At 58.6% G+C, this 16278-nt stretch carries 15 protein-coding genes and 1 pseudogene; 11 read left to right on the forward strand and 5 right to left on the reverse strand.

What is annotated here, in order from left to right; all coding sequences use genetic code 11:
- The first annotated feature begins 251 nt into the window (after positions 1–251).
- From HWX14_RS15635 to HWX14_RS15655, 5 genes are all read left to right on the forward strand, one after another.
- Positions 252–1244, forward strand: coding sequence for a patatin-like phospholipase family protein (locus tag HWX14_RS15635; RefSeq protein ID WP_244130234.1), 993 nt, complete (start codon positions 252–254; stop codon positions 1242–1244).
- A 6-nt stretch (positions 1245–1250) separates the two neighbouring features.
- On the forward strand, positions 1251–1982 hold the full coding sequence (locus tag HWX14_RS15640; RefSeq protein WP_244130235.1) for an NAD(P)H-binding protein: 732 nt from the start codon (positions 1251–1253) through the stop codon (positions 1980–1982).
- 785 nt (positions 1983–2767) lie between these two features.
- Positions 2768–4441, forward strand: a complete 1674-nt coding sequence (locus tag HWX14_RS15645) for a hypothetical protein (protein ID WP_175883523.1) — start codon at positions 2768–2770, stop codon at positions 4439–4441.
- Between the two features lie 47 nt (positions 4442–4488).
- The gene (locus HWX14_RS15650; protein ID WP_175883524.1) at positions 4489–4635 is read left to right on the forward strand and encodes a hypothetical protein; all 147 of its coding nucleotides are present in this window, start codon (positions 4489–4491) and stop codon (positions 4633–4635) included.
- The gene (locus HWX14_RS15655) at positions 4632–7688 is read left to right on the forward strand and encodes a TrlF family AAA-like ATPase (protein ID WP_175883525.1); all 3057 of its coding nucleotides are present in this window, start codon (positions 4632–4634) and stop codon (positions 7686–7688) included. Before HWX14_RS15650 ends, HWX14_RS15655 begins: the two co-directional genes overlap by 4 nt.
- A gap of 127 nt (positions 7689–7815) precedes the next feature.
- On the opposite strand, the gene HWX14_RS15660 is transcribed toward HWX14_RS15655, so the two are convergent.
- Entirely contained in the window at positions 7816–8709 is an 894-nt protein-coding gene (locus HWX14_RS15660; protein ID WP_175883526.1) for a TraB/GumN family protein, read from the reverse strand.
- A 69-nt stretch (positions 8710–8778) separates the two neighbouring features.
- Between HWX14_RS15660 and HWX14_RS15665 the strand changes: the two genes are divergently transcribed.
- Together HWX14_RS15665 and HWX14_RS15670 are read left to right on the forward strand one after the other, a co-directional pair.
- Positions 8779–9453: a hypothetical protein gene (locus HWX14_RS15665; protein WP_175883527.1), complete on the forward strand. Its 675-nt coding sequence runs from the start codon at positions 8779–8781 to the stop codon at positions 9451–9453.
- A gap of 111 nt (positions 9454–9564) precedes the next feature.
- Complete coding sequence (locus HWX14_RS15670) at positions 9565–10257, forward strand: UPF0489 family protein (RefSeq protein ID WP_175883528.1); 693 nt, start codon at positions 9565–9567, stop codon at positions 10255–10257.
- Between the two features lie 320 nt (positions 10258–10577).
- Here HWX14_RS15670 and HWX14_RS15675 read toward each other — a convergent pair.
- Positions 10578–11099, reverse strand: a pseudogene (locus HWX14_RS15675) (hypothetical protein); the annotation flags it as partial.
- Between the two features lie 127 nt (positions 11100–11226).
- On the reverse strand, positions 11227–11553 hold the full coding sequence (locus HWX14_RS15680; RefSeq protein WP_062911871.1) for an H-NS histone family protein: 327 nt from the start codon (positions 11551–11553) through the stop codon (positions 11227–11229).
- Positions 11554–11840: 287 nt separating this feature from the next.
- Between HWX14_RS15680 and HWX14_RS15685 the strand changes: the two genes are divergently transcribed.
- From HWX14_RS15685 to HWX14_RS15700, 4 genes are all read left to right on the forward strand, one after another.
- Entirely contained in the window at positions 11841–12176 is a 336-nt protein-coding gene (locus HWX14_RS15685; protein WP_151062582.1) for a hypothetical protein, read from the forward strand.
- 1237 nt (positions 12177–13413) lie between these two features.
- A complete protein-coding gene (locus HWX14_RS15690) occupies positions 13414–13719 on the forward strand; it encodes a hypothetical protein (protein WP_151062580.1) in 306 nt (101 codons plus the stop codon).
- A 328-nt stretch (positions 13720–14047) separates the two neighbouring features.
- Positions 14048–14344: an H-NS histone family protein gene (locus HWX14_RS15695; RefSeq protein ID WP_151062579.1), complete on the forward strand. Its 297-nt coding sequence runs from the start codon at positions 14048–14050 to the stop codon at positions 14342–14344.
- 237 nt (positions 14345–14581) lie between these two features.
- Entirely contained in the window at positions 14582–14767 is a 186-nt protein-coding gene (locus HWX14_RS15700; RefSeq protein ID WP_151062577.1) for a hypothetical protein, read from the forward strand.
- 543 nt (positions 14768–15310) lie between these two features.
- Here HWX14_RS15700 and HWX14_RS15705 read toward each other — a convergent pair.
- Together HWX14_RS15705 and HWX14_RS15710 are read right to left on the reverse strand one after the other, a co-directional pair.
- A complete protein-coding gene (locus HWX14_RS15705) occupies positions 15311–15598 on the reverse strand; it encodes a helix-turn-helix domain-containing protein (RefSeq protein WP_151062575.1) in 288 nt (95 codons plus the stop codon).
- A complete protein-coding gene (locus tag HWX14_RS15710) occupies positions 15591–15905 on the reverse strand; it encodes a hypothetical protein (RefSeq protein ID WP_012464916.1) in 315 nt (104 codons plus the stop codon). Before HWX14_RS15710 ends, HWX14_RS15705 begins: the two co-directional genes overlap by 8 nt.
- Positions 15906–16278 lie beyond the last annotated feature (373 nt).

Here is a 16278-nt window from a genome sequence, read left to right on the forward strand (position 1 = left end):
ACCGGCAGTAACTCACCGTCTATGAAATCGACCCCAAGCGAGACCAATTCATTGGCAGTCAGAGTGTGGTGGTTGCCACCAGTCAGGTCATGGCCGCCATCGGCGCTTTCTTCCTGATCGCTGCAGCAGCGGTATGGCTCGCGCCCAAGCAAGCCAGGCAAATCGATCCGACTACATTGGGTCATTGAAAAGACATGAGGGACGACCCGGATGCCATGGATATCCGCTGAAAGACTCTTCGGGGTGCGTCGATGAAGCCGTCATCGAAATGCCTGGTGCCTGCGCTGTTGTGCGCTCTCCTGGTGGCTTCCTGTGCGAGGCTCTCCACCACGAACGAGCTGGCGCGTGACAAAGGTCTTTCCGGCATGACGCTCGAGGAAGTGCGTGCCGATGCAAACAAGACCATGAAGCCTCTCCGTCGCCGGCCCATCGTCGCAATCGTCCTCGGAGGCGGCGGCTTGCGCGGCTATGCCCATATCGGGGTATTGCAGGCACTGGGGGAGATCGGTTTCGATCCCGACATCGTGGTCGGGACATCCATCGGCGCTATTGTCGGCGCACCTTATGCTGCCGGTGCTTCGCCGGGCGAGCTATGGACCAGCGCGGAAGACACCAGGGTCTATTCGCTCGCGGATCTCACTGCCGCTGGAACGGGCTTCGTCAAGGGAGAAGCGCTCGCCCGCTGGGTCGACTCGCTTGTGGCAGGCGAGCCCATCGAACGTTTTCCGAAGCGATTTGCAGCCGTAGCGAGTGATATCGAGCGCTCCATACCCGTCATCCTGACGCAGGGAGACGCAGGTGAGGCCGCGAGAGCGTCTGCGTCGATCCCCGGCGTGTTTGTCCCGATGCGATACCGGGACGGTATGCTCGTGGACGGCGGGGTCACGTCTGTCGTGCCCGTTCGCGTGGCGCGGGCCATGGGTGCCGACATCGTCGTCGCGGTAGACATCTACTGTCATAGTCCCCGCTATCCCACAACCTCAATCATGTCGATGGTGCTGAGGACCACGCAGGTCCAGAGCTGTCTGATCGCACAAAATGAACTGGCTGAAGCGGACGTCCTGATCGCGCCGGCCGTTTCACCCGCAGGCGCACAGGACGCAGCCGGACGAGAACGTGCGCGGCAGGCGGGTTACGACGCGGCAAAGTCCGCCGCTCCGCAACTAGAGGCTCTTCTCCGGCGGAGGCAGCAGGTGCTACGCTCCGCACCGGATGCGCCGATTTCCAACGCAACACTTCGTTGACAGATTATGCAGAACCCGTTGCAGCAGTCGTCGTTCCATCTGGCGCATGTACGCCAGCTGCCGGCTCATCGTAGGGCTGTGGTTGCCGGTGCTACCGGGCTTGTAGGAGCCAACATCCTTCAGCAGCTGCTCGAGGATCCTTCCGTGGCGGAAGTTCATGCCCTATGCAGGCGCGAACTTGATGTGCGTAGTCCAAAGCTAACGGTTCACCTGGTTGATTTCCGATCGATTCCGGCTTTGCCGCCAGTCGACGAGGCGTATCTGGCCCTTGGTACAACGATCAGGCAGGCAGGGAGCCGCCTCGCATTTCGCGCCGTGGACTTTGAAGCCAATCTTGCGGTTGCGCAAGCCAGCTTGGCGGCTGGGGCAAGACGGTTTGGCGTGGTCAGCGCCATCAGCGCGAATGCGCGGTCAAAAGTGTTCTACAACCGGGTCAAGGGCGAACTCGAAGATGCTATTGCCGCGCTAGGTCCCGAAGCCCTCGTCGTGGTGCGGCCTTCATTCTTGCTTGGAGACCGGAAGGCCCTGAAACAACCCGCTCGTTACGGCGAAAAGATCGGCATCTGGGTGAGCCAGTTGCTGAGACCCCTGCTTCCCGCAGACTTTCGTCCTGTCGAAGCGCATCGTGTTGCGCGAGCCTTGGTTTTGGCCGTGCCGGCAATCGGGGGAAAAGCCATTGTGCCGTCGGGTTCCATCGCGGATTTCGAACTGAATTCGCTCTTTGTCCCCAAGCGGTAATCCTGACGACCTGGGCGCGCATAGGGATATGGATTGTGAGTGCGCGACGCGCCGCAGGGATGCGTGGTCGCCGTTGTCAGCTCACCCGCGCGGCAGTTGGTGTGCAACATCCAAACTGTCGCGAAAACTAACGGCCGGTTCGCGACTGGAGCCGACGTTTGTATGTCGACGCGATGCTACGATCGGATGACGCCTTATGGCCCAACTGAGTCAGACGACTCGCTGCTGTCTGCTTGGTCTAGTCCAGCCTTATACACGTGATCTACACGGACTCCACCACGCCATCAGCATCATGCCCCACGCGCGCGCGAACGGGGAAACGGCCAGGCTGAGTCGCCTACGGCGATCTGTTCCTCGGTGAACTTGCTCTTCTTCACGGCATGACCTCCTGGTCTTGATGACAACGTCATGCCGGAATTTTCCACTTCCAAATGGGACAGTTTTGTGGGCTAGGGTCACCGGTCCGACTGCACAACGCCCTTGAAGTCCCGTTCGTTCTTCAGCACCGTGGTCAGCAGATACAGGCTCTCAGCAAACAGTGCCCTCCCGGTCTTATCTCATACCGCAGGCAGAGAGTTGACAACGTCAGGTGCTTTTGCTTACGATTCTCGTGCGATTCAAGCCGAATCGTGGGCAAGTTGGCGCCTGTCAGTGCACGCACCGGACCCTGTCCGGCACGGCAAAGCCAGTTCGTTTGAGATATCTCTTTTCCTCCGGCTAGATGATCTCCACTAGGAGAGCCGGACAACGCGTGCCGTCCCTCGATGCTCTCCTGGAGTTCATCCATGGCAGCCACTACTGCATCGACGGCGCACACCGCTCCCCCTCAAGACCTGCAGGCGACCGCCGCAGCTCTGTGGACCTTTGTCCATCTCAGGGTCCCGCGCTTCACGTCAGAGGCCGCGCTCAAGGTGGTCGAAGGCCTACAACCCAAACCCGACGAGGCCCCCAAGGCACTGGCCAAGCGGCTGCGCAAGGCTTTGAGCAGCGCCGGCATCTCACTCAAGCACACGGCAGCGTTGGACGCTGCGTCCCGCATCCTTGGTCACTCGAGCTGGCATGCCTGCAATCGGGAACCCGCCGTGCTGAAACTCAAGCTCACCATGGTGGTCAAGGCGCCCGAGGAGCAGTTTTCGAGCTGGCATGAACTCGCGCCAAGACTAGCCGAATGGCTGGAGGCCTGGCATCAGGTCAAGCAAACCAAGGTGTTCGAAGTCCGCGTCGGACGTGACTTCATCTTGATCTGTACGCCAGAGCCGAAGAAGGACAGCCAGGCGGGCGAGACCGAGATAGTGCCCGCGCTGGCCATCAACCCTATCGGCGAGGTCAATGGCTGGCTGATCGAGGCACCGTCCGCTTTCGAAATGGTCCGCCGGCGGCTGGAAGAAACCGAGACGGCCATCTTGGACGGGGTGACCACGTTCCAGGTCTGCGGGCGATACGGGCCCGAAGTCCTGGCGAAGCTGCCGGCCGCACCCCAGCCAGTTACGCCGGATGACATCTCCAACTCCGAACTGGTCCTCCTTCGGGAGGACAACGAGCTGATGCCCGGCGATGGGTTTGAAATCGCCCGTGGTGATGAGATGACTTGTTGGTCCCAGCTCGAGCTGGCCATCAAGGACGAGGCCAAGGATCAATTGCTGGAGATCACTTTGGAGGAAGGAGCTTGGCGCGTGGGGAAAGGCCGCTACGTGTGGCAGATGACAACCCTGCACCCTGATGACTATGTTCCCGGCCAGGTTCACACGATGCTCAACGAGGCTGAAGCCGAGAAACTCCTTAGGCGCTATCGTCTGGCCAAGCGCATCCTCGGCGGCAAGGTGAAGCACCACCACGTCACGAAGCAGTTGAAGTACCTGAGCGGTCCGGACGACACCTACCGCGTCGACCTCCATCGGGTCTTCCGCGCACTGAACGACGCTGGCCATGACTGGGACTCGTTCTGCGCCGAGACAGGTCTAGAGCAGGAAAAGGCCCCCGACGTGAAAGTGGGTTTCGTCATGACGCTGGCTGAGCACCTCAAGCTCAAGGACCCCAACAAACTTTTTGCTTCGCCGCCTCGTGCAAAGCTAGTCAAGGCAGTCGACGATACCCTCATTCGCTCGCTGATGCCGCGCGTGGACTTCGTGCGATACCGAACGCCGCGTGACTTGAATCCCGACCAGGTCGATGGCATTCGCGATGCCATCGAGGACTTCAGTTCCGCCATCCGCATCCAGAAAATGCAGCAGTTCGGACAGTTCATCGACGCCGACGATCCGTTGCCGTACCTCTGCTTCTCCGGCGACGGCGAGGAGTTGAGGTTGAAGCTCGACGCGCTGGGTCTTGAGATGTATGTCGGCGTGATGCCCCACCTCGTTGCCACCGAAGGCATCATCGAGACGCTGCCCGGCATGTGGTCATTCGCCTTTGGTCACGCCATCTATCTGGACATCGATCGTATCGAGGAAGAAGCATGAGCACGAGACCGAGGCAGAGGCCGGGGGCAACGACCGCGGCTGCGGTTATGACCAATGTCATCGCCACCGAGCCGGATGTGCAGCTGGCACGTCGTTTGGCTGAAATGCAGATGTCGAAATCGATGTGGTTTGGAACGACACGTGGTGCCAGCGGCGAAAAGTCGAGCGATATTCTGGAGAAAAGAACACCATGAACCAGGGCGCAACCTGGGGCAAGTGGGATTTGCATATCCATACGCCCGCCTCGTATCAATGGAACGGCAAACGCCTGCGCGATGCCACGACCTCTGCCGAACGGGACGACCTGCTCAAGCAGGTCGTTGATGGAGTCAACAAAAGCGGCTGCGTAGCCGTCGCCGTCATGGACTACTGGACCTTCGACGGCGTCCTGAGCCTCCGGGAGTACCTCGGGCGTCCGGGGGCGACGAAATGCTCGGCGACCATTTTTCCTGGCATCGAGCTGCGGATGGTCTCTCCGGGGGACTTCCGCCTCAACGTCCATGTTCTGCTCAATCCTGATCTGTCCGACGACAAGCTGAATGCCTTCAAAGCGCAGCTGAAATTGAGCCTGTCTGGCAAGCCTCTGACGGACGGCTACTTGGTGGAATGGGCTCGGCAGCACCTCAGCGTGGAGCGTCTCAAGGAGCTTGGAACGACGCAGCAGATCACTACAGCCAACGATGCGGCCGCGCTGTTGGCTGCTTCAAAAGCCGCCGAGGTCACTCCTGAGTCCGTGGCGGAGGCCCTGAAAATTTTCGGCGAGCGCGACGCAATCCTGTTCGTGCCGTTCGACACCAGCGATGGCGTCAACAAGATTCGCTTCCGGGAACACTACGCCTACCCGCGTGAAATCCTCGCGATGGAGGCGATTTTCGAGGTCGCCAACCCCGCTACGCGAGATGCTTTCATCGGCGTCCGCACGCCGGCCAACGTTAACTTCTTCGATGCGTTCTCTACAGCCATCAAGCATCCGAAGCTAGCCGTACGTGGCAGCGATGCCCATCGAGTTGCAGACTACGGGCAGTTCCCAGGCGGGAATGCGACCTGGATTAAGGCACTTCCGACTTTCGCCGGCCTGCTGCAAGCATGTCGCGAGCCCGCGAATAGGTCCTACGTGGGCGCGCTGCCGCCGAAGGTCGACTTCGTTCAGAAGAATCCGCAGCTCTTTATCAAGTCGGTCCATGTACGCAAGCGCGCCGGCGCTCCGGAACCCGGTGTGTGGTTCGATAGCGCGACGCTTTCGTTGAGCCAAGACCTTGTTGCCTTGATTGGCAGGAAGGGCAGCGGGAAGAGCGCTCTTGCCGACGTAATTGGGGTGTTGGGGGATACACCCAACGAGCGCTACTTCTCCTTCCTCTCGGATCAGCGATTCCGTCTCCCGAAAGACAACAAGGCGAACTCTTTCGAGGCGCAGCTCGAATGGGTACAGGATACCAAGCAACCGGAGTGGCGTGCCCTGTCCCAGAACCGATCAAGTAGCTCGGTGCCTCGGGTCAAGTACCTACCGCAGCGGTACTTCGAAGAGCTGTGCAACGACCACGTCAAAGGGGATGACAGTTTGCTTCAGGGCGAACTGCGAACGGTTATCTTCTCCCACATCCCCGTCGAAGAAAGGGATGGGGCGGATTCGCTCGACGAGCTCATTAGACTGCGTACCGACGTCATTGAGCGAGAGTCTTCGGGACTGCAGGCGAGTTTGAAGACCATCAACGCGCGCATCATTCAGGTAGTCGAGCAAGTCGATCAAGCTGCACGAGACCGGGCTCGAGAGTCTGTTCGGCTGGCGCTGGTTGGGCTGCGTGCGCTGCACGATAAGAAGCCGAAGGTTCCTCCGGCTCCCCAGGCGGATGACGAGACCGCTAAGGTCGCTGCAGGCGCTATCGCCGAGTTGAACGCTCGCATCACCGAGCTGGAAACCCAACAAGCTACCGCCCAGGTCGAAGTTGAGGTGCAACGCGCGCGTGCTCGCTCCATCGAGGACGTGCTTCAGCGTGTTGCCGCCCTGCAGAGGTATATTGAGGACGGTCGCGAGGACTTGACGAAGCGGCTTTCACCCCTTGGCCTCAAGATGGATGACATTGTTCAGCTCAACGTCAACACTGCACCGCTGTCGGATCTGCAGGAGACGACGAAGACCAAACTTGCCGAGCAGCAAGCTCTGCTTCAGCCTGATTTGGAAGGCGCTCTGCCAGCACAGCTCGCCAAACTAAAAGCTGACTTGGCATTGGAACAGTCCAAGCTTGACGGACCGATGCGCGAGCATCAAGAGGCGCTGACTGCTCAGCGTACCTGGGAGGAGGAGTGGGCTGCCGCTGTCGGCGGGCCGGACAAGGATGAGTCCTTCCGCGGCAAGTGGCATCGCCTCAAGAGCATCCCGGTCCAGCGTGTGGAGCTGTCCGAGCTGCGGAAGAAGCGCGTTCAGCTATCTGTGTCGATTTTGTCAACCCTGCACAAGCGCGCCGAGATCCTGAAGGGGCTCTTTGCCCCGGTGCAAGCCTTGGTGGATGACGAGCCGCAGATTCGTGAAGCACTCGGGGTTCAGTTCTCTGTGCGCTTCTCATTCGACGCCTTCGCCTCGCGACTGTTCGACTTTATCAAGCAGAACGTTGGCTCGTTCGTCGGCCTGGAAGAGTCCAAAGCTCTGGCCAGCAAACTCCTGGCATCGCACGACCTCACGACCGAGGACGGCCTGACTGCCTTCCTCGCTGAAGTTGACGAGGCGCTGACCCATGACATTCGTGGCGGGCAGCACCGACAGGTGTCCACAGCGACGCTCCTACGCGCGGACAGAACACCCGCGCAGCTTTACGACTTCCTGTATGGACTCGACTACGCGGACCTCAGCTACGGCCTGATGTTGGGCAGCGTTGAACTCGAACGGCTGTCTCCTGGTCAGCGCGGCGCACTGCTGCTCATCTTCTACCTTCTCGTCGACCGGGACCGCGTTCCCATCATTTTGGACCAGCCCGAAGAGAATCTCGACAACGAGACGGTCTACAACCTGCTGGTTGGCGTCATCACGAAGGCAAAACAGCACCGGCAAGTCGTGATGGTTACCCACAACGCCAACCTCGCCGTTGCCTGCGACGCCGAGCAGGTGATTGTCTGTTCCATGGAGCGGGACGGCTCCAACAAGATTTCCTACGAGGCTGGCGCAATCGAGGAGCTGAACTTGAACCAGTCCGTTGTGACCATCTTGGAGGGGACGAAGCCGGCCTTCGAGAACCGTCGCCGCAAGTATTTGTGAGGCCCGTACCGAGAGGATGTCATATCAAATCCTGCGCTACACCGGCGAGTCGTCAAGTCCAGGTCATCCCTTCCGCGTTAGCGGCACGAGCAACCAAGTGCCGTTGCTTTGGCACCGCCGCGAGAAACTAACGCCCGCTTCCAGCCGGCAACAGGATCGGCACAACGGTAAAACCGCGCGCGCGGAGGCCGGAAATTAACCCATCCGCCCCCGGAAGGTGGCTGGCACCCACGAGGACGAATGCTCCACCATTCTCAAGTAAACCGGGTAACGTCTTCATCCATTCCTCATTCCGGTGCCGCACCATGATCGCGTGAACTTGTTTCGGGTCGTCGCCCGCCAGCCGTTGCGATTCCTCCGACGCGGCCGCGACATCGGCAAAGTCGCCGCGGTTTAATGCATCGACCACGCGCGCCTTGAGCAGCGTTGCCGCCGGCGAGAATGCTGCATCGAAATTTTGCTTCACATTGTCGGCTGGCAGTTGCAATCGCAGTCGGCCGACTTCTTCGTCCGTTTCCAGGTAGCGGAGCGGCACGTGGCGAATCACGGCGCTCGTCTGCACAATCTCGTCGCGAGACCGATAACCCACTGAATCACAGGTCTCGTAGGCAAGCTGATTGGCTGCGGTCGGGGTTGGCTGTTCGAGGTAAGCCTTCAAGCCCCGTTCGATGTCCGCCGCTTTCAGCAATGGGAAGCGACATTGCAAACGGCTTCGCAACTGCGCGATCTGGTCTGCACTCAGTGCCGCCACCCATCCCGGTGTGCTGGCGAGCGCCCCCAAACCGGGGTGCTCAAGCACCACCATCTGGAACCCATCCAGCACGCTCGGATCAGGCTGCAGTAAATTGGGATCAGCCACGTGGAGCGTCCCCAACAGAATGCTACGGCCACCGCTTGGGGATTTCACTTCAAGGGCGGGCACACCGGTCGAGCCGTGAGCGGACACCGGAAAAAGCACAACGTTAGCGACAACGGCAAGAGCGGCAGCAACGGACTTGATCAAGGAAGGGGGGAACGTCATGATGTACCTATCTTGAGACGGATCGAACGGCCCCATAGATATCATGAAATGCCCTGCACGGAGGCACGAATGGCAGCATCTACACCGGACGACACCGTTGATTTTCCCTACACGCCACACTCGGCACCAAGCGCGATCGCGATGAGCCAATTGGATGAGGCACACCATTTGCCGGCCGCAATCCAGCAACGAATTGGAGCGCTGATTGTCTACTGCAATTTCCTAGAAACTTTGGCCGAAAAGGTCTTGTGGGTGCTTAGGCAGGAAGATGTGCGTGGCCAAGTACCGTCCACGTCTCAATATAAGGCTGGCCAAATAATCGACAGCCTTCGCAAGATGGCCGTCGGTCAAGAAGCCAGCGTCCACACCGCCATCGAATTGGCGTGCGATACAGCCCGGCACGTGCTCGAGTACCGCAACTGCGTCGCGCATGGAGAACTCTTGTCCATTGGTAACGCGACCCAGTTCGTATCCAATCCGGGACTGTGGGGCGAGCGCAAGCGTTCGACAGACGCGATGGCGTTGATCAGCGAGAGATTTCTCGATACCGCGATCGATGCTGCGGCGACGGTCCACCAAACCTGGTTGCGGATCGCCCTCGAGGCCAGCGGCCCAAGCGCGGGACGCCCTGGCTCAATGACCGATACGCTCGACAAGCTCACAGCAGTCCGTCACGCAATCGTCGAACTTTGCCGAAGTGAGGCGATCCGAGATTTGCACCTCAACGGCAATCTTGCCGAATAGGAAACTATGTGACCAAAGCGGTGCGCGGACACTCATGCGAGATGCGGCAAAGTCAAACACCACAACGATTGATCAAAGCCGAATGACACGCGACAACGACCGAGGAACGAGATGGACGAAAGCGAGATTGCGCAACTGCAGCCGGACGATGAATATTTGGTCGCCCTGAGCGAGGACGTTTGGCTCATGGACGATCATCGGTGGGCCTTGCTCGTGTGGGAACAATTCGCGCAAGCGCGGGGCATCCGGCCGTTCTCGCTCGTGCACGCCGATTATCACTGGGATGCGATCAACGATTTCCACCAGAACGTCGAACAACGAGACGCACTGCTGGCGGCAGAACCACTCGAACTGTGTGCGCTGATTCGCGAAGGCAATTGGATCCGCTATGACTCATTCATTGCCCCCGCGGTGATCCGCGGACTCGTCAACGATGTGCACTTTTTCTGTATGCAGGACGACGATGAGCCCGGGCTTGACTCGGAATTGTTAAGCTCAACTGGCGCACGACAAACCCTGTATGGGGACGCCGTGGCACTTTCGCAGACGAATTTCGATGCGCCGCTGATCTTCGATCTCTGCCTCGACCTATTCAATCGATCCGACGAGTTCTATACGAGCGACCTGTGGAGCGACGCCGAAATAGTGACGTTTCTTGAACACGTGCGGCCGTTCATTGAGCAGGCAATGGTCGTTACGGTGTCGCTGTCGTTCGGATACTCCGGGTCCGAAGCAGACACACGGCGGCTGGCGGCGCTCGTCTTGCCCCACCTTGAACAATGGCGTTCCGCAAGGCAAGCATGACAGGAGCCGTTTTACGACCGAGGCGGAACAAAAGCGGTTGTCACGGTACGAGAAAAAACGCAGTCTGCACATGAAGCGATTCGCCCCTATTTGTAGCCGAAGCCTCCCGGACTAAAATGCGGAGAGAAAAAATTGATGCGGGATCGCGCGAGGCTTGCTCTTCGCGCCTGAAATAATAAAGGGGACACTTTCATGTCCCTTTCGAGTCCAGAGTGTTGTGCATCGTTGAGAGGCGCCCCACCATTTTCATCGGTGATACGGTCGAAATTGGACTTCGGTACAATGTACTAGCCCTAACTGGTTAGGAAGGTTCCAGAAGGATTGTACGAACCGTCCTTGGCACGCTCGTCCGTTTCGGTCCAACCGGGAATGCGGCATCGATACCGCATCGGTACGATCAGGCGCTTGCCGTCGAGCTCGATCAGCACGGGCGCATACCAACCGGGGAAGATCCGCGAATCGCGCTCCTGTAGGTCCTGCCGGCGAAGATCGTCGAGCCCGCGCGTTGCCGCATCGATCTTGTTCGTGGCGATTCGGACGTCCTCGCTGGCCTTCTTCGTGATCTTCACGGCGAGCTTTTTCTCGGCCGCGACGAGCCGCGCTCGCTGCTCGAACAGAGCGGTCTCCAGCTTTCGTGTCCACCGGCTCCGATACGCGGCGATCGCGGCCGAGATTTCGTCGTCGACACCAGCGAACGCGGCGTCGACCGCTTTCGGGATCTTGATGTCGCTCCCGGCCGCACGCGCGAAGAAGATGCGCCTGAACGTCTCGATGTCCATGTCGGCGCCATAGCGCCGCACATACTCCCGGTAGTTGGCTTGGATCTTTGCGGAATAGCACATTGCCGTGCCCCATAAGCAACCGTTCAGGGACAGGGTACCGCAAGCTTTGAGCATGGACCTACCACTGTCGCTACGGTCGGCCGACCGCCGAACGTTCTCCCGGCACGATCGACGCGGGGATGAGTCGTCAGGCATCCTCTCCCGGCCACCACGGTTTTGCAGCACGCTCGATCAGATAGTCATCGAGATTCTTGCCTTCCAGCCATTTCGGTCGCGGCCCGAATCCAGACCATTGCTTACCCGACGAGGGATCGTAGTACTTCGCTTGCGCCCGTGGTTTGCGGGATTTCCGGAAACCTGCCGCGCGCAGAAGTTCATCTTCGGTGATACCGTAGAGCGCCACGCGCTCCTGGATATCTGCCAAATACGCCTGCTTCTCGTCCTTCTTCAGATCCGCGAGCCGAATGTTCAATTCACGGAGTTGGGCCTGTAGGTCTTGTAGTTCATTGATCACGATCATCGCCGGGTTATTGCAACACGGCGGAATGGTAACGGATGATCGGTTCGTTGCCCGATTTTTCCCACCGGTCTCTCAAGCTTGAATCACAACTGCCGATATAGGATCTGATGTGTACAACAGCTCCGTGGTCCCGCCCGGGCCCCGGCTACTACTACAAGCTGCCAGCCTGTCGCAACCCTCGAAAGAGGGCCTATTTCATGCAGCTTTTGGAAAAACGAGCGCACACGAATGGACTACCATCGCGTTGTTCCAATCCGATTCGAGTTACGGAGAAACTGAGAATGTCAAACACGACCACGATGAGCAAGAGAATTTTTGCGACCATGGATGGCGTTCGGGTCGGGGGCGTGACACGCTTGATCGCACTCTCACTTCCGATTTCGACATTCATAGTGATGTTCTCGATCGGCTCAATGTTTGGGCACCCGATGCCGAAGAACGGTGTCGCGGCCTTTCTGACGCTTACTGTTGCCTACCTAGCCGCGACGGCATTCACCGTAACCGTCTGGAACGAAAACGGCCCATTGAGAGAAGGTGATCGGTTCGTCTTGATCGCGGCCGCAACCGCCAGCGTAGCGTTGGGACTTCTTGCCGCTTCATACTTCTGGGTCATGTAACCGGTGGACGGGATAGCGACAGGAAAACTCAGTCGAATATGGTCTTTCAGCGTTGGGGCCATAGTCACAATTTTGCTTATCTACGCAAGCGCGACTGCAGCTTATCTCTATCCGGCGTACCGCGACCCTGCGCTCATGTTAGTGGCGTCAGCTTGGCTTTCCGTTCCGGTATCGACGGTCATTCACGAGCTTGGGCATCTGCTGATGGGGATCGCCTTCGGCATGCCCGCTTCGGAGCTTAGACTTGGTGGCGGAAAGCTGCGCTTGGCCCTTCAGTTCGGCCCGAATTTCCGGCTCCTGCTTGGTTGGTTGCCATTCACCGGTCACGTCGAATTCAAATGGCTGCCAATATCCCGGCCACGGCGCATCGCGGTGTACGCTGCAGGGGTGGGAGCAACGTTTCTGGCAGCGGCGGTAGTTTGCTTCTTTCCACTCCAGGGACAGACCGCCTCGCAAGCAGGGGTCCTGCTTGTCGTCGTTTTGTCTGGGCTCGAGAACCTCGCAGGACGCCATCCGCAAAGTGATCGATGGTCGGATGGAGAGGCTATTCGGGGCCTGTGGGCATACAAAAAATGCTCAGTGAGTACGATTAGCGTCACACGACGCCCCTAGCAACCCGATGAATCGTTGCGATCTTACCTTTGGGCCGTCACATGTTTCGACACATCGACAAGTTCCTCGAAGAATTTTCGCCATGGTCCTACCTTGCCTTTTTGATGGTATCCATCGGCTGCATTCTTCTCGCGAGAACCGGCGTCATCCCGTGGCCGGCAGGCATGGCGCTCAACATCGCTCTGTTTGGGTTCGCTATTCACGGCATTCTCGCGGGTCGAGATCGGCACTAGCGCTCGAAATCGAACGCGAACGATAGGGACAATCAGCGAGAGCACGAATGAAGACGATTCGATGGATCTTGGCGACGTATTTGCCAATGCCTTCAGTATTGGCTGAGGCGATTGACGACGGTAGAGTGCGTACCTCCGTCAATGAGGAACGGCGCACCGCATGCTTCATCGGGCCCCGGGTCGCAGACAAGGCCTCAATTCGCCGAGCAATTGCTCAAAGAAAGATGTGGGAAGTCCTAGCAGTGTGCGCTTTCGGTACCGTAATCGGAACCGCGGCGGCAGGTATCGTCGAATTCGTTTCGATGTGATCGACACACTGCACGCAGACCTGCCTTGCACCGTCGGGATTTGATACTGGAAAACGCGAAAATTATGCGTCATATGAGATGAACGTGGCAAATCAGAATAGTGAGGACAGTATGGGTAAATCGAATAGGCGACTTCTCACCGGCAACAACGCAAGCGCCGATATTGGCATCCAGTTGAAAAGCGAGAATTCTCTCTACAGGGTTTTCGGCTGCGCAGATATGTCAGGCGGCGAAGACGGCGCTGTCCCACGTGGTTGTGTAGAACACTTGATTGGGCATCGTCAATGGAACGTCGTACGACGTTATTTGAAACAGAATCGAATCCCGTACAAATGGCGGCCCATTGTCCTCGGCGCGGAGTTTGAATCTCGTAACGGCGCGAGCTGGTGACTCGGAAAACAACATCAAGCCGCGGCATCGTCCATGTCTGCGCGCCGGATGCGACATTAAAACTTTGCTATCGCAATGAAAAATTCGCTAGATACAATTTTGTGAATCCTAACTCGGAATGCAATTTAACCGCTCTTCGAGAGCCGTGTGCAGCTCGAATAGGCGGTGGTCACGGGGGCTGCCCATGATCGCCATGCACCCCGATGAAACGGTCTTTTTTCCTCATCGCAGGAATATAATGTGTCGGTTGTGGACAGAGGGTTTGCATCTACGCTCCAAGCCATCTCGACCACTGGCCAACCTTCTAAGTCGGAGTTCCTTCACATACATGGCTACCTATCTCGAACTGAAAGCTCAGGCAGAAGCACTGGCGCAGCAAGCGGAAGAAGCACGCGTTGCCGAGCTGGAAAGCATCATCGCAATCATCCGTGAGCAGATCGCCGAATATGGCATCACGCCTGAGCAACTTTTCGGACGTCGGCGCGCTCCGGTGTCGGGGACGCGGGCACCGGTCGCGCCGAAATATCGCGACCCGAAAACGGGAGCAACCTGGAGCGGGCGTGGCAAGGCACCTCACTGGATTGCAAACGCGAAGAACCGCGACCGGTTTTTGATCGAGCAGTGAGTGGGGTTGAGCTCGACGCCGTTAACCCTGCATGATGGAAATTATCGGGCGATATGCCGTGAACGGACGGTCTTGGCGGCCAAGGCAATGGGACACGGCGAAGTATTTCCGTACGCTGAGATGATCGTCAAGGATGGATGGGCTACCTTCACCCGAAACGGCGTCGAAGTGTGGAACTGCAGCGCGCGGTATGCTGCGGCTCACTTCGACATTCAATCCGCTTAGGAACATCCGCAGATGAGCGAACTTGTGCAGATTGCACCTGGCGTTGTGTTCTCGTCCGATGTGCTTGGCGCCGATTGGGTACGGAAGCATCAATCGGGCGCCGAGGGCACTCAGTCCACGAACCAGCAGAGCTCAGCTGCAAAAGAAAGCAATCAAGCAGGCCGCCCAGGCATCCCGGGTCAGTTGTCGTTGTTGTAGAGAACTGACGATGACAGACATCTTACGGTTATCGGCTTTCGCGTTACCACCGACGTTCCCTCCTGAGTCGGTGCCCGACGCCTGCTCCCGTTTCGTCCGCGAGTGCGTGCCGGGTCTGACCAAACGTCAATTACTAGCGCGTACGCGCGCGCGAGGTTGGGCGCCAGCGTGGCGCCCTCTGACGCATCTTGTCCGGGAGGGGTTCGAAGCGTTTGCCTTCGACTTAATCGTTGATGGGACGCGCGTCCCCGTGATTGCCTGGATGCAACGTCTCGGGAAGGATGTCGACTGCATCTCGGTAGCCACACGAGATCCACGCCAACTCTCCCTGTTTTAATAGCGGTGCACGATTACAGTCCTCGCGCGCGTTAAGGTCGAGACATTCGAGGCGTCGATCGAGCTCATTGCACAGCGGTGCTCATCGGCGTTGCCAGTGATCGTCGTCATCGCGTAGACCAGGTTGTCGCTGTGTTCACACCGTCATCGGTCGTCGCACGCGAAAGCCCTGTTCGGTAGGATCTCCTGTCTTGTCCGCTGTGGCGATCAGCCGGCCAGCTGAAGATCCTTCAGGGCTTCGGGGTGCTGCACGGCGACGCGCAGCAACGTCTGCGCCGCGCCGGTTGGGTTGCGGCGGCCCTGTTCCCACTGTTGGTAGGTGCGTACCGATACGCCGAGCAGGCTGGCGAACTCCGATTGCGACAAGCCGACCTTTGCGCGCGCAATGGATGCCTCAGTCGGCTGTACGCGCGTCGTGCGGCCAGCAACACCAGCCTTCATTTGGCGGACCGACTTCAGCAGGTCCGCTTGAAACTGTTCCATTTCCTTATCCACGATCGATTTCCTCACGAAGTTGATTGAGAAAGCTCGTCGGCAGGTTGTCGAACTTCGCTTTCGTGTACGCAATCAGTAGCCAGATTTCGCCGTCATCGAGCAGGTTGTAGTAGATGACGCGCGAACCGCCGCGTTTCCCCATCCCGGCGCGCGACCAGCGCACTTTGCGCAGTCCCGACGTGCCGGGAATCACGTCGCCGGCTAGAGGATTGTCCGCGAGCCAGTTGATGAACGCCTCTCGCTCGTCGTTGCGCCAGATTTCATCTGCGTACCGCTGAAAAATCGGGGTTTCGATGATGGTGTACATGGCGAATACTATACGCCATTGGCGCATAGTTGGCAAGTCAACCGCTATGTCGATATGCTGAAACCGGTCGGCGGCCCGTGGCCGGTGCCATCAAAAGTTCGCGATACGCGCCTCTACGGTCTCGACGCGCAACCGGAGTTCGAACCCGACCTTGGCCGCGGTGGCCGTTGCGACGAGTTACAGCGGCCGAGGGGAAATGTGTCGAGGGCGTGGAAATGCGCGAGGTCGCCTCCAGAGAGGCGAATAATCCTTCCGACCCCATTTAATCGATAATGTTAATTATGTCAACTTTAGGTCGGACAGTTTCGACATCTGTACCAGCGGGCGCGACAAGACAACTTCACTGCTCCCTCATTAAGCGGATCGCCACCAC

Origin of the sequence: Burkholderia sp. BCC0044 (assembly GCF_902832955.1) — a bacterium.
In the GTDB taxonomy this organism is placed as follows: Bacteria; Pseudomonadota; Gammaproteobacteria; order Burkholderiales; family Burkholderiaceae; genus Burkholderia.

Coding starts and splice junctions, on each gene's coding strand:
- HWX14_RS15685 (WP_151062582.1), top strand. CDS start 11,841: ATGTCAAACACGACCACGATGAGCAAGAGAATTTTTGCGACCATGGAT.
- HWX14_RS15655 (WP_175883525.1), top strand. CDS start 4,632: ATGAACCAGGGCGCAACCTGGGGCAAGTGGGATTTGCATATCCATACG.
- HWX14_RS15640 (WP_244130235.1), top strand. CDS start 1,251: ATGCAGAACCCGTTGCAGCAGTCGTCGTTCCATCTGGCGCATGTACGC.
- HWX14_RS15710 (WP_012464916.1), bottom strand. CDS start 15,905: ATGTACACCATCATCGAAACCCCGATTTTTCAGCGGTACGCAGATGAA.
- HWX14_RS15700 (WP_151062577.1), top strand. CDS start 14,582: ATGAGCGAACTTGTGCAGATTGCACCTGGCGTTGTGTTCTCGTCCGAT.
- HWX14_RS15670 (WP_175883528.1), top strand. CDS start 9,565: ATGGACGAAAGCGAGATTGCGCAACTGCAGCCGGACGATGAATATTTG.
- HWX14_RS15695 (WP_151062579.1), top strand. CDS start 14,048: ATGGCTACCTATCTCGAACTGAAAGCTCAGGCAGAAGCACTGGCGCAG.
- HWX14_RS15645 (WP_175883523.1), top strand. CDS start 2,768: ATGGCAGCCACTACTGCATCGACGGCGCACACCGCTCCCCCTCAAGAC.
- HWX14_RS15650 (WP_175883524.1), top strand. CDS start 4,489: ATGACCAATGTCATCGCCACCGAGCCGGATGTGCAGCTGGCACGTCGT.
- HWX14_RS15660 (WP_175883526.1), bottom strand. CDS start 8,709: ATGACGTTCCCCCCTTCCTTGATCAAGTCCGTTGCTGCCGCTCTTGCC.
- HWX14_RS15635 (WP_244130234.1), top strand. CDS start 252: ATGAAGCCGTCATCGAAATGCCTGGTGCCTGCGCTGTTGTGCGCTCTC.
- HWX14_RS15665 (WP_175883527.1), top strand. CDS start 8,779: ATGGCAGCATCTACACCGGACGACACCGTTGATTTTCCCTACACGCCA.